The 13357-nt window shown below is 61.8% G+C and carries 12 protein-coding genes and 1 pseudogene; 12 read left to right on the top strand and 1 reads right to left on the bottom strand.

Annotated features, from left to right (window positions below; translation table 11 throughout):
• Nucleotides 1–74 precede the first annotated feature (74 nt).
• The 3 genes from HY028_03825 to HY028_03815 are packed head-to-tail and all read left to right on the top strand — an operon-like array spanning nucleotide 75 to nucleotide 3672.
• Nucleotides 75–2345 carry a SulP family inorganic anion transporter gene (locus HY028_03825; protein ID MBI3343983.1) on the top strand — a complete coding sequence of 757 codons (2271 nt, stop codon included), beginning with the start codon at nucleotides 75–77 and terminating at the stop codon, nucleotides 2343–2345.
• Nucleotides 2346–2369: 24 nt separating this feature from the next.
• The gene (locus HY028_03820; GenBank protein ID MBI3343982.1) at nucleotides 2370–2660 is read left to right on the top strand and encodes a transcriptional regulator; all 291 of its coding nucleotides are present in this window, start codon (nucleotides 2370–2372) and stop codon (nucleotides 2658–2660) included.
• Nucleotides 2661–2700: 40 nt separating this feature from the next.
• Nucleotides 2701–3672, top strand: a complete 972-nt coding sequence (locus tag HY028_03815) for a sodium-dependent bicarbonate transport family permease (protein ID MBI3343981.1) — start codon at nucleotides 2701–2703, stop codon at nucleotides 3670–3672.
• Nucleotides 3673–3710: 38 nt separating this feature from the next.
• Here HY028_03815 and HY028_03810 read toward each other — a convergent pair whose 3' ends face one another.
• Nucleotides 3711–3974 carry a 4a-hydroxytetrahydrobiopterin dehydratase gene (locus HY028_03810; GenBank protein ID MBI3343980.1) on the bottom strand — a complete coding sequence of 88 codons (264 nt, stop codon included), beginning with the start codon at nucleotides 3972–3974 and terminating at the stop codon, nucleotides 3711–3713.
• Between the two features lie 82 nt (nucleotides 3975–4056).
• Here HY028_03810 and HY028_03805 point away from each other — a divergent pair, with 82 nt between their 5' ends.
• From HY028_03805 to HY028_03765, 9 genes and pseudogenes are all read left to right on the top strand, one after another.
• On the top strand, nucleotides 4057–4719 hold the full coding sequence (locus tag HY028_03805) for a hypothetical protein (protein MBI3343979.1): 663 nt from the start codon (nucleotides 4057–4059) through the stop codon (nucleotides 4717–4719).
• Nucleotides 4720–5062: 343 nt separating this feature from the next.
• Nucleotides 5063–6532: pseudogene (locus tag HY028_03800) on the top strand (ribulose-bisphosphate carboxylase large subunit).
• A gap of 21 nt (nucleotides 6533–6553) precedes the next feature.
• On the top strand, nucleotides 6554–6979 hold the full coding sequence (locus HY028_03795; protein MBI3343978.1) for a ribulose bisphosphate carboxylase small subunit: 426 nt from the start codon (nucleotides 6554–6556) through the stop codon (nucleotides 6977–6979).
• 254 nt (nucleotides 6980–7233) lie between these two features.
• On the top strand, nucleotides 7234–10629 hold the full coding sequence (cbbX, locus tag HY028_03790; protein MBI3343977.1) for a CbbX protein: 3396 nt from the start codon (nucleotides 7234–7236) through the stop codon (nucleotides 10627–10629).
• Nucleotides 10630–10663: 34 nt separating this feature from the next.
• The gene (locus HY028_03785) at nucleotides 10664–12289 is read left to right on the top strand and encodes a carboxysome shell carbonic anhydrase (protein MBI3343976.1); all 1626 of its coding nucleotides are present in this window, start codon (nucleotides 10664–10666) and stop codon (nucleotides 12287–12289) included.
• Nucleotides 12286–12555: a carboxysome peptide A gene (locus tag HY028_03780; GenBank protein ID MBI3343975.1), complete on the top strand. Its 270-nt coding sequence runs from the start codon at nucleotides 12286–12288 to the stop codon at nucleotides 12553–12555. Before HY028_03785 ends, HY028_03780 begins: the two co-directional genes overlap by 4 nt.
• Complete coding sequence (locus HY028_03775; GenBank protein MBI3343974.1) at nucleotides 12530–12823, top strand: carboxysome peptide B; 294 nt, start codon at nucleotides 12530–12532, stop codon at nucleotides 12821–12823. The genes HY028_03780 and HY028_03775 overlap by 26 nt, the downstream gene beginning before the upstream one ends.
• A gap of 34 nt (nucleotides 12824–12857) precedes the next feature.
• Nucleotides 12858–13121 carry a BMC domain-containing protein gene (locus tag HY028_03770; protein ID MBI3343973.1) on the top strand — a complete coding sequence of 88 codons (264 nt, stop codon included), beginning with the start codon at nucleotides 12858–12860 and terminating at the stop codon, nucleotides 13119–13121.
• Nucleotides 13122–13186: 65 nt separating this feature from the next.
• Nucleotides 13187–13357 (top strand): BMC domain-containing protein (locus tag HY028_03765; protein MBI3343972.1); only part of this gene is annotated, 171 nt, incomplete at its 3' end.

The raw sequence follows: 13357 nt of genomic DNA, 5'->3' as shown, positions 1-13357 counted from the left end.
ATAGACGGGAGCCTATCACAGTCATCATAAAACTTTAATTTCATTTATTGTACAGGCTAGGCATTATCCTGGCTATGCCGAAAAATATTTCGCTCCAGACGGAAAAACCGCAAAACGGGATCAAAGGTTTAAAGCACTGGCGCTATGACCTGCTGGCGGGCTTGCAGGTGGCGCTGGTGTCGCTGCCGCTGTCGCTCGGCATCGCCATCGCCTCAGGCGCGCCGCCGGTCACGGGCGTGATCTCGGCCATCATCGCCGGGCTGATCTTCCCGTTCCTGGGCGGCGCCTACGTCACCATCAGCGGGCCGGCGGCGGGGCTCGCGCCTGCGTTGCTCGCGGGCATGATTATGCTCGGCGACGGCGATCTCGCGGCGGGTTATCCGCTGCTGCTGGTGGCGATCTGCCTCACCGGCCTGGTGCAGATCGTGCTGAGCCTATTCAAGGCCGGGCGTTTCGCGCTGTTCCTGCCGGTGACGGTGGTCGAGGGGATGCTGGCGGCGATCGGCGCCATGATCATCATCAAGCAGATCCCGGCGCTGCTGGGCGATTTCGTGCCGCCCGCGAAGAGCATGCTGGTGACGATTTCGAACTTGCCCACAAGCTTTCTCAGGATCGATCCGGCGATAGCGGTGATCGGCGGCATCTGCCTGTTTCTGATGTTCTACCTCAACCGTACGCGCCATGCCCGGCTGCGGCGCATCCCGGCGCCGCTGTTCGTGGCGGGCGTCGGCATCGGGTTCGGCTACCTGCTGCAGCTCGATGCGAAGTATCTGATCGCCATGCCGCATAACATCATCGAGGGCGGCATCACGTTGCCGGCCTTCGGCGCGGTGTGGGACCGCACCAAACTGTGGTGGAGCGTGCTGCTGGTGGTGATCACGCTCACCCTGATTGACGGCATCGAGTCGCTCGCAACCATCGCCGCAGTGGACAAGATAGACCCCTACCAGCGCAAGTCGCACCCCAACGTGACGCTGCGCGCCATGGGTGTGTCGAACACGCTGTCGAGCATCTTCGGCGGACTCACCATCATCCCCGGCGGCGTCAAGAGCCGCGCCAACATTGACGCCGGCGGACGCACTCTGTGGGCCAACTTCTACAATGCGGTGTTCCTGATCGTGTTTCTGTTCCTCGCCAAGGATCTGATCGCGCGCATCCCGCTCGCGGCCATCGGCGCGATCCTGGTCTACGTCGGCTGGCGGCTGTGCGAGATCCGCGTGTTCAGCAAGACTTTCGCCATCGGGCGCGACCAGATCATCATTTTCGTGGCGACGATCGCGGCGATTCTCGCCACCGATCTGCTGATCGGCATCCTGTTGGGCATCGCGGCGGAGATCGCGCTGCTCGTATATCTGCTCACGCCGTCGTTTCGCGCGGTGCTGACCGGGCGGCTCACCTTCGCCCAGTCGTTCAAACTGCTATGGGGCAACTTCGCCGGGCTGTTCCGCAACCCGGTGATCAAGGTCAAGGTGGAAAATGGCGCTTCACTGCCGCACTACCGCATCTCGCTCGGCTCGATCGTGTGCTTCAATCTGCTGCCGCTCGACAAGCTGCTGCAGGCGATTCCGCCGGGGGCGGGCATCACGCTCGCCGTCACCGAATCCGGCCGCATCATTGACCACACCGCGATGGAATACCTGCACCAGTTCCAGGAGGCATGCCTGCACGCGGGCCGGCCGTTCGAGATACTGGGCCTCGACAACTATTACCAGTTCACCCGCCACTCGCTGTCGGCGCGCATGCATGACGCGAAGCTGGTCAAGGAGAAGGCGCGGCTGTCGGCGCGCGAACAGCAGATGGCCGAGGTGGCGCGGCGCCACGGCTTTCAGTTCGCGCCGGCCACAGTGGGCACGCTCAACAGCCACGACTTCGTATACCTGCGCCGCGGGGCCGATCGCCAGGAGAGCAACGTGATGACCGGCGCCTATCGCGGCTGCGAGGTCAGGATATTCGATTACAGCCACACCGCCGCCCCGGACTACTACGCCGGGCACCGTCATACGATCATCATGCTGAGCCGGGGGCCGGCTGAGGGCGGCAGGTGGCCCAATCTCGCAATCACACCCGGCAGTTATCTGGAGCGCTACCTCATTGAATATCACGAGGTGGATCTCGCATCTCACCCGGCGCTTTCACAGCACTACCGCCTCTATGCACACGAACCGGAGCAGGGGCTGTCACTGACCAGCACAAGGCTGGCGAAATTGCTGCTCGCGCAACCGGGCTTCTATGTCGAGATCCGTGACAATGTCCTGCTGGCCTTTCGCCCCGATCAGGGACTTGAGCCGCCGGAGGCCATCGAGCATCTGCTGGCCTTCGCTGACATAATGGACGGACATGGCTGACATAACAGGCGCAGGAAATATCCCATGAAGGCAGTTAAAAAGGTCGAGGTGGTTGTTGAGTCGGTGGCCGTGCCGCAAGTGCTGGCTTTGCTCGAGAGGCACGGTTTTCCCAGCTACACCATGATTCCCGGCGCTTATGGCAAAGGTGATCGGGGCGAGAGTCTGGGCGGGGTGAGCGGCGAGTTCAATAACAGTTATCTGGTCATCGTCTGTGACGCGGAACGGGTAAATGATCTGGTGGAGTTGATCCGCCCGGTGCTGAAGCGCTTTGGCGGTGTGTCACTGGTGTCTGATGCGTTGTGGGTGAAGCACTAATGCAGTTGCCCACTGAACATGCGTTTACGGGGTATGTGAGATGTTGGGCGGCCTGCTGATTCCGGCGGTATTGTTTTTCGCGCTCGGTATGGTGGCGCACCTGGTGCGTTCGGACTTGAAGTTTCCCGAACTGGCCAAGGGCCTGTCGATTTATCTGCTGCTGGGCATCGGCCTGCACGGCGGCATGGAGCTGGCCAAGGCGGATTTAGGAGCGGCACTCGAAGCCGTGGCAGCGGCCTTTGCCTTGGGTATCCTGCTGCCGCTCATCGCCTACGCGATACTGCGCTGGCTGGGGCACATGGACACACTCAACTCTGCTGCGATTGCCGCGCACTATGGTTCAGTGAGCGCCGGCACATTTTTGACCACGCTGGCCTTTCTGGAAACGCAAAACATCACGCATGAGACCTACCCGGTGATCATGCTCGCCATCATGGAGTCGCCAGCCATCATTATCGGCTTGCTGCTCGCCAAGCTGACACGCCCGCGTGACAGTACGTCTGATGCCGATGGCGGCCAGACGGTGGGTCAGTTGGTACACGAAGCCGTTACCAATGGCAGCGTGATCCTGCTGTTTGGCGGTATTGCAGTGGGCGCGTTCGCCCTGTCCGATGGCCTGCAAAAGATTATGCCGTTCTACGACGGGATATTCATGGGCGTGTTGTCCCTGTTTCTGCTCGAGATGGGCATGGAGGCGGCCAAACGCATTGGGGAGTTCCGCCGCATGGGGATGTTTCTGGTGGGTTTCGGCATCATCATGCCGCTGATCGGGGCAGCGTTTGGTCTGGTTACCGGTCACTACCTGCTCGGCTTCAGCCCCGGCGGCACGATGCTGGTGGCCATTTTGGCAGCGAGTGCATCCTATATCGCGGTACCGTCCGCCATGCGGCTCGCGATTCCTGAGGCGAATCCCTCCTTTTATCTGACGCTGTCGCTCGGTGTGACGTTTCCTTTCAATGTGATAGTCGGGATACCGCTCTACTGGGAGGCATCGCTGTGGATGGCGCGTTGATCGATCCGGGCCGGCCAGAGGATAGTGCCGGCCGCGTGCTATGGCGTACCGGCAAGCGCCGTGACCCGCGCGGCGAATTCGTAGTCGGCCGGCGCCAGCGCGCTGCCGTCACGCGCCTGCACCGTCACGTTGACGTATTTGGAGGCAAAACCCAAATCCGGGTAATAACCCAGATCCTTCGACAAGCCCTCCAGGGCATCGAGAAAGGCGCGTGTCGCAGAGTAGCCTTCAAACTCGAAACGGCGAAACAGGAGGGGGTTTGTCGCGCGCTTCCCGGCCGGGGGCGGCGCTTGTGTCGGCAGATGGTGACATGCAGGGTTCCTCGTATTTAAGTAGCGAGTGGCGAGTAGCGAGTAGCAGGGATGAAAACAGTCGTGCTTTTCCTTGCCACTCGCCACTTCTATTCAATGCAGCCCGGCTTCCGGCCAGACTCCGCTTAACAGCGCCACGCCATGGTCGGCGCGCGAACAGCAGATGGCCGAAGTGGCGCGGCGTCACGGCTTTCAGTTCGCGACGGCCACAGTGGGCACGCTCAACAGCCACGACTTCGTATACCTGCGCCGCGGGGCCGACCGCCAGGAGAGCAACGTGATGACCGGCGCCTACCGTGGCTGCGAGATCAAGATATTCGATTACAGCCACACCGCCGCCCCGGACTACTACACCGAGCACCGTCATACGCTCATCCACCATCTTGAAGCTGGTGAGGCGCCATTGCCCAATCTTGCGATCACGCCCGGAGGTTATCTTGAGCATTACCTGGTCGAGTATCAGGAGGTGGATCTGGCAGGCCGCCCGGCGCTCGCCCCGCACTACCGTCTCTACGCGCAGGATCCGGCACGGGCGCTTGCCTTTGTCGGGACGGAGATCGAACAGTTGTTACGCGATCACCCGGGCTTCTATGTCGAGATCCGCGACAACGCTTTGCTCGCCTTCCGCCCCGAGCAGGAACCACCCGAGGCGATCGAGTTGTTGCTCGCTTTCGCCGAAGTCGCTCCCGGCGTGGTGCCTCCCGTGCCGTACATGGATGCACCAATGTCGCGGTAGGCACGACGCCGGGAGCGACCGACACTAGCAGAACCCTTCGCTACCGCTCTTCCCTGTGCGTCGCCGGAGGGCGAACCCGGGCGGCGCGCGTAAACCGCAGCGGCGTTGGCGTGTGTTAACCATCATCACTATGTGTGCTCAAGGAAAAAAATAATACATAGATAAAAATCTATAAATATAATTTTTATTATTGATTATTATTTATAAGGTTTTTTGCTTAATATAGGCATTAAAAGGTGCTGCGCGTCAGCGATCCCCATGCTGAGTGGGCAGGCGCTGCGCCGGGCGACACGTAACGTGTACGGTTTAACGATTGATAATTGATAAACAAGTGGAGGCCGTTATGGCGAAAGACGCAGATGTAGGAACACTGAAGGAAGGCAAGGAGCGCTATAAAGCGGGCGTGATACCTTACGCCAAGATGGGCTATTGGGAGCCGGACTACAAGCCCAAGGACACCGACATGCTGGCGATGTTCCGTATCACCCCGCAAGAAGGTGTGGATGCGATTGAAGCGGCGGCTGCCGTGGCCGGTGAATCCTCGACCGCGACCTGGACCGTGGTATGGACGGATCGTTTGACCGACGCGCCCCTGTACCGCGCCAAGGCGTACAAGGTGGACCCGGTGCCCGGCACCCCCGGCCAGGTCTTTGCCTACATCGCCTATGACCTCGACCTGTTCGAGCCCGGCTCCATCGCTAACCTGACCGCTTCCATTATCGGTAACGTGTTCGGCTTCAAGGCGGTGAAAGCACTGCGCCTGGAAGATATGCGCATTCCGGTTGCCTACCTGAAGACCTTCCAAGGTCCCGCTACCGGTGTCGTGGTTGAGCGCGAGCGTCTGGACAAGTTTGGCCGTCCGTTGCTGGGGGCAACCACCAAGCCCAAGCTCGGCCTGTCCGGCCGTAACTATGGCCGTGTGGTGTATGAGGCGCTGAAGGGCGGTTTGGATTTTGTGAAGGACGACGAGAACATCAACTCGCAGCCCTTCATGCACTGGCGCGACCGTTTCCTGTATTGCATGGATGCGGTCAACAAGGCCTCCGCCGCCACAGGCGAGGTTAAGGGCCACTACCTGAACATCACCGCGGGCACCATGGAAGATATGTATGAGCGAGCCGAGTTCGCCAAGGAACTGGGCTCGATCATCGTCATGATTGACCTGGTCATCGGCTAAACCGCGATCCAGAGTATGGCCAAGTGGTGTCGCAAGAACGACATGATCCTGCACCTGCACCGCGCCGGTAACTCGACCTACTCGCGCCAGAAGAATCATGGCATGAACTTCCGCGTGATTTGCAAGTGGATGCGTATGGCGGGCGTGGACCACATCCATGCCGGCACCGTGGTCGGCAAGCTGGAAGGCGATCCGCTCATGATTAAGGGTTTTTATGACACCTTACTGCAAACGCACACCCCGGTGAGCCTGGAGCATGGCCTGTACTTCGAACAGGACTGGGCTTCGCTGAACAAGGTCATGCCGGTCGCGTCCGGTGGTATTCACGCCGGTCAGATGCATCAGTTACTGACTTATCTGGGCGACGACGTGGTGCTGCAATTCGGCGGCGGCACCATCGGCCATCCGATGGGCATCCAGGCGGGCGCCACGGCAAACCGCGTGGCGCTGGAGGTCATGGTTCAGGCGCGTAACGAAGGCCGTGATATCTGGAACGAAGGCCCGCAGATTCTGGCGAAGGCCGCCAAGTGGTGTACACCGCTGAAAGTCGCGCTGGAGTTGTGGAAGGATGTCAGCTTCAACTATGAGTCCACGGACACCCCTGACTTCGTGCCCACCGCCACCATCAGCCGTTGATATAGCAAACAGGAGATAGTTATGAAAATCACACAAGGCACCTTTTCGTTCTTGCCGGATCTCAGCGACGATGAGATTCGCGCACAGATTCAATACTGTTTAAGCAACAAGTGGGCGGTCAGCGTGGAATTTACCGACGATCCGCACCCGCGTAATACCTACTGGGAGATGTGGGATTTGCCGATGTTTGATCTCAAGGATCCGGCGGGCATCATGCTGGAGGTGAACGCCTGCCGCAAAGCCTACCCCAATCACTATATCCGGGTGTTGGCCTTTGACAACAAACGCGGCGTCGAAAGCGTGACACTGTCGTTCATCGTCAACCGCCCGTCGTACGAGCCGGGTTTTGGTCTCACGCGCCAGGAGGTCAATGGCCGCAACATTCGTTACACCGTGCACTCTTACGCCACCGATAACCCAGAGGGTGAGCGCTATAGTTACTCATAAGTCAATAAGTAAGGCTACACTTCACGTCACGTCCCCGCCCCCTATGTAGGGGGCGGGACAGGGTGGGGGTAGGTAAAACAGGGTATTTACTCAGGAGTCACATCATAAGCATTGTAGCCTTACTTTGTGACTCCTGAGTAAAAACAGTAGCGAGTGACGAGTTGCTGGTAGCGAGGAGAAAGCGAGGATGGCACAAATCAATTATCCTCGCCACTCGCTACCAGCTACTAATTGACTGATAAACGAGAAATAGCATGGCGACGACAGCAGGACAACAGACGAGTACAGGCGACGCGCAGGTCAGCGTAGCCGGCGCCTTCCGCGACTCGGAGGTCGAGGAGGTTCTCGACAAGCTGGATCGTGAATTGGTGGGCTTGAAGCCGGTCAAGACACGCATCCGCGAGATCGCGGCGTTGCTGATGGTGGACAGGCTGCGCAAGGGTATGGGCCTCAGCTCAGGGCCGCCCAGTTTGCACATGTCGTTTACCGGCAACCCCGGCACCGGCAAGACCACGGTCGCCATGCGTATGGCGGAGATTCTGCACCGCTTGGGCTACATCCGTCGTCCTGAAGTGGTGTCGGTGACGCGCGACGATCTGGTCGGCCAGTACATCGGCCACACCGCGCCCAAGACCAAAGAGGTCTTGAAAAAGGCGATGGGCGGCGTGCTGTTCATAGACGAGGCCTATTACCTGTACCGCCCGGAAAACGAGCGCGACTACGGTCAGGAGTCCATCGAGATTCTGTTACAGGTGATGGAGAATCAGCGCGACGATCTGGTGGTGATCCTGGCCGGTTATAAGGATCGCATGGATACCTTCTTCAAGAGCAATCCGGGCATGGCCTCGCGCGTCGCACACCATCTGGATTTTCCGGACTTTGCGGCGGATGAACTGATGCAGATCACGCACCTGATGCTGCAACAACAGCAATACCGCCTCAGCCCCCAGGCGGAGCAGGCGTTTTACGACTACATCCAGCGGCGCATGAAGATGCCGCAGTTTGCCAACGCCAGGAGCATCCGCAACGCGCTGGATCGCGCGCGCCTGCGCCAGGCCAATCGCCTGTATGCCAAGGGCGGCGCGCTGACGCGCGAGCAACTGATGACACTCGAGACGGAAGACATCATGGTAAGCCGGGTGTTCCGGGAAGGTAAGCCGGACGGCCTGAAAGAGGAAGCAGAGACTGAAAAAAAAAGTTTGGAGAACGCACGGGTCGCTCCCGGCGTCCTGCCTCCCGCGACACTAGTACATCCGTATACGTCGAAAGTTGATAACCCGGTTGCAAGCACGCCGGACGCACGGCGCGAGGCGACAAGCGAACCACATCATGCAATACAGGACAGTCCTATGCAGACAAACATGAAACCTGATGAATCGGCCCAGCATAACAGCCTATCAGCGGACGCCGGTTTCGGCGGTATGCCTCATACCCTACCGCCCGCACAGTCCGGGTCGGGTTGGCAGAAGCGTACCAAGCGCGCACACGCTGCGCGGCCCGCTCAGCCCCCGGCACCGCTGCGCGAGCCGCCCAAAGTGGTGAACGGGCGTTGCGAGTTTGGTCAGTGCGAAAACGAGACGCAACAGGAGGACACCGGGCAGCGCGCGTCCGTATCCGCCAATATAAAGCCGATGCCGTTGACCGAGCAGGCCTCAGACTCCAGGGCTGATGCTGCGACCGGTTTCGGCGTGCCGCGTGAATTGCATGCGCCGCGCGTGGTGGTGCGGCGTGTATCAAATATGCGCAAGAAGGCGGCACGCGACAGGACGCCGCAACCGCTGCCGCAGATCAACCGTCCGGAGCCGGTGGTGGTGAACGGGCGCTGCGAATTCGGCCAGTGCGAGGCGCCGCCCAAGGTGGAGGAGGCGAGCACCACCGGCGGTCAGATCGTTACGGGCACGCTGGTGGAGCGCAGCGCCAAGGTTACCGGCAACGAACCGGGCAGTTGCAAGAAGGTCACCGGCACCGAATATATCGGCCCCGACCAATATACGGCGCTGTGCGCCGGCGAACCGTATGTGCCGCCCGCCAAGGTGGGCGCGACCCACACCGTGGGTGGCGCGCAACGCGTCACCGGCACGGAAGTGGGGCCGAGCATCAAGGTGACGGGCGACGAGCCGGGCACGTGCAAGCGTATTACCGGTGTTGAATATCTTGGTGCGGAAAACCACGCGCAGCTTTGCGACGCACAGGGAAGTGCTAGTGTCGCGGGAGGCAGGACGCCGGGAGCGACCGACACGACGCCGGGCGCGCCCGCACCCAAGACGGGTGTGACACGCACGGTAAAGAACAAGGCCGTGACCGGCACGCAGGTCGGTACCAGTCCCAAGGTGACGGGTGACGAGCCGGGTTCCTGCAAGCACGTTACCGGCGATGAATACCTCAATCCGGCCGCGGCGGATGTGCCATGCGCGGATGCACAATCGCCCGGCCCGGCCAAGGTGAATGTATCGCGCACCACGCATGGGCGCACGGTCACCGGCACGCTGGTGGGCGGGTCCGCGAAAATTACCGGTGACGAGTATGGCGCATGCCATGGAATTACCGGCACCGAGTACATCGGCGCGGAGTTGCAAAAACAACTTTGCGGCACGGAGCCCGCAGCATCACCCGCCAAGGTCGGCGTGGCGCGCACCTGGCAGGATCAGCCGGTGAGCGGCACCCAGGTGGGACGCTCAGAGAAAGTGACCGGCGACGAATACGGCGCCTGCAAGGGCGTCACCGGCACGCCCTACGTGGGACCTGACCGCTATGAGGAATTTTGCGACGCGCAGGGACGCGCTAGTGTCGCGGGAGGCAGGACGCCGGTAGCGACCGACGCGCAGGGACGCGCTAGTGTCGCGGGAGGCAGGACGCCGGGAGCGACCGACACGCGTGACGTGCAGACCAGCGCGGCGCGCGTGGTGGCCGAGCGCAAGCCGGCGGGCCACGCCATGACCGGCATCCAGCCCGGCGTCAAGGGCAAGATGACCGGCGACGAGCGCGGCGCGTGCTTGAGCGTCACCGGCACGCCGTATATGGGCGACGATCAGTATAGCCAGGCCTGCGCCAGCCAGGGAGGGCTTAGTGTCGCGGGAGGCAGGACGCCGGGAGCGACCGTCACGGACGGTGCGCAACCGGTGGCGCAGAGCGCCAAGGCTAAAGGCGCATTCAGCGTCACCCCTCCCGTGCGTGTCGCGCACGCGGTGGCCATGCACAGGGTGACCGGCACGGTCTATGACGGCGCGACGAGTATTACCGGGCCATTGGCCAAATCAGCGGGCATGGTGACCGGCACCGCGGAGTTCCGCCAACCTGCTCACGGCGCCGCGCAGGTGCAAAAAACCGACGCACCAGGACGCGCCAGTGTCGCGGGAGACGGGATGCCGGGAGCGACCGAAACGAAGTCGCGCGTTACCGGCGAAGGCACCGAGGCGCGCCGCATCACCGGCGACGACTGGGCGCGTAACGAGCGCGTCACGGGCACCGAGGGTACTTCCTCCACCGCGCGTAATCTCACCCAGCGCGGCCAGCCGCGTGGGGTGCAGGCCAATGCGCGTCGCTTCCGTGAGGTAGAGCATCCGGAAGCGCCACCCAGCAAGGTTACCGGCAGCAGCGGTAGCGCCATGAGCGGTTCGCTTATCACGGTATCGGGCGGCGCACGCGGGTAGCGTGTAGAGAAAATTACAGGAATGCACTAAAGACATGGTCGCCACCATCACACGCAGTCACGCGCAGCGAGGCTCTCTTCGGGAGGCGCGCAACCGCTATGGATTAACGCGCGCGCAGCAGTGGCGTGAGCCTGCAGCGCGCCGGGTAGAAGCGGACGCGCCGCTTGTGTCGGCCACGCTACGCGCTGAAACCACGCACCCCGGCGCCAGCCAGGGAGGGCTTAGTGTCGCGGGAGGCAGGACGCCGGGAGCGACCGATTGGGCGGCAGGGCTCGCGCCGCCGCGTTTCCCGGACTGCCAGGCCAATCAGCGCCTGTGGGACGATGAACACGCTGTGCGTGTGGCGTTTGACGGCATCGTACCCGCCTTGAAGGAAATCGCGGCCTTGCAGCACGAACACGACTTTGTGCCGCGCGCCCAAGAGATCGCGCAGCAACAACTGGGCTTTCCCTTGCCCGATGCGCTATTGCAAAACGCCTGGGTGGAGACCCTGGACATGCGCGATCTGTATGCGCATGCGGTGTGCCAGACCTACCTGCGCCTGCGCGAGCGCGAGGCGCAAGAGCAGGCGCAGGACAGTGCGGAGGAGGCACAACGCTTCTTCCTGGAAGGCGGTTTTCACAGCGTGGATATCTCGCCGTGCGCGGATGGACGCCTGAAGGGCCTGGTGAAATATATCCTGCGGTTACCGGCGCGCGCCGTACACCGCGAGGCTTATGCGGGCGCGCTGTTTGATATTGAAGAAAGCGTGCGGCGCTGGGCGGATACCGAGTTGCGCCGCCACCGCGAGGGTGTGCCGAGCCTGCCCGATGCCGCTACGCAGTACCTGAAGATAGCCGTGTACCACTGGAGCGGCACGGACAGTCACCAGGGCTGCGCGGCGCACGGCAGCGATGCGCGTGCGGCGGCGCAGGGGGCTCTGGACCGGCTTACCGAGTTTCGCCAGGCGATAGAGAACAGTTATTGCTGTGGCGCCTCGGTGGCCACGTTGCTTATCGGTGTGGACACCGACAACGACGCCATCAAGGTGCACGTGCCGGATGGCAATGACGGGATGAGCGTGTATCGCTACGTGGACAACAAGGCGGTGTACCAGCAAGTCATGCAAGGCGCCGCGCCGCGCGCCGCGGTGCGGGCGGCCGTCGAGCAGGCGCTCGCCGCGCAGGGCTGGGGCAGGGCGGAGGGGCGGCCGGCGGATGGGATGCTGCGCTTTATCGCCCGGCTGCTGGAGAACAACCTCAAGCAGCAGGATTATGTGGATAAATATTATCAGGGACGCTACCCGGACATCGGTCATCAGGAGCGCTTCATCAGCGTGGGCAACGGCTACTCCGACGTACAACTGCGCAATCTTGCCTACTACGCGCATATGGACACATTGGAGGAAGGCGCGGCGGATCTGGACGTGGGCGTGAAAATTTTTAAAAAGCTCAACGCCGTACACGGCCTGCCGACGCCCGTCATCCTGCAGGTGAGTTACAACCGGGCGGTGCCCAATGCGCGTGAGCGCGCGAGATGCCGCGCACTGCGTCTGGGTGACGCCATCCGTCAGCGCTATGCGGAGCTGGCTCAAGCCCGTTTGTTGAGCGTGTTTACAAATTTGCAGGATAAAGACACCGGCGCTATCGAATTCGTCGCCGAACATGAGGGTAACGCATGAAAATCTGCCAAGTGGAAACGACGCTGGTCTCCACCAACCGCATCGCCGGCCTCGGCCACCGCTCGCTGCGCGTGGTCAAGGAAAAAGGCGGCGCTCGCTCGGTGGCGGTGGATGCGGTGGGCTGCCGCCCCGGCGACTGGGTGATCGTGGTGGGCAGTTCGGCGGCGCGCGAGGCGGCGGGCAGCAAGGACTATCCGTCTGACGCCACCATTGTCGGCATCATTGATTACTGGGGAGAAGATGGAAATCCTCCAAGTCATGAGTGATCTAGTGTGCACGCAGCGCGTGGAGGGCCTGTACAGCGCCTCACTGCGCGTACTGCGCGACGCCAAGGGCAAGTTGAGCGTGGCGGTGGATCCGGTGGGCGTGCCGCCCGGCAAATGGGTGTTCGCCATGAGCGGCTCGGCGGCGCGTTACGCAGCGGGCGACTTTCGCGTGCTCACCGACCTCACCATCGGCGGCATCATAGATGGTTGGGACGAAAAAGATGTTGGCGGAGCAGCAGGTATAGCGCAGAAGCCGTCAACACGGTAGTAAGCAGGTGTTTTTGTAAGCAGTAGTGTGTGGCATGATCGAGACGCGCGGGCTGGTGCCGGCGATAGAAGCCGCCGACGCCATGACCAAGGCGGCGGAAGTGCGGCTCATCGGGCGCCAGTTCGTCGGCGGCGGTTACGTCACGGTGCTGGTGCGTGGCGAGACCGGCGCGGTGAACGCGGCGGTGCGTGCTGGCGCGGATGCGTGCGAGCGCGTGGGTGACGGCCTGGTGGCGGCGCACATCATCGCGCGCGTGCATGGCGAGGTGGAGCAGATCCTGCCGGCGGGTGTCAGCTAGTAACCGCGTGGGGTTATAGCGAAAGCTATAACCGGTTTTAAATACTTTTAATCAGGAGATTAGCTATGGCAAATGAAGTAACGGGTATCGCGCTGGGCATGATCGAGACGCGCGGGCTGGTGCCGGCGATAGAAGCCGCCGACGCCATGACCAAGGCGGCGGAAGTGCGGCTCATCGGGCGCCAGTTCGTCGGCGGCGGTTACGTCACGGTGCTGGTGCGTGGCGAGACCGGCGCG

The organism is Gammaproteobacteria bacterium (genome assembly GCA_016195665.1).
Classification (GTDB): domain Bacteria; phylum Pseudomonadota; class Gammaproteobacteria; order SURF-13; family SURF-13; genus JACPZD01.
Note: the sequence above shows the minus strand (reverse complement) of the source record. Positions and strands in the feature narration are given on the sequence as shown.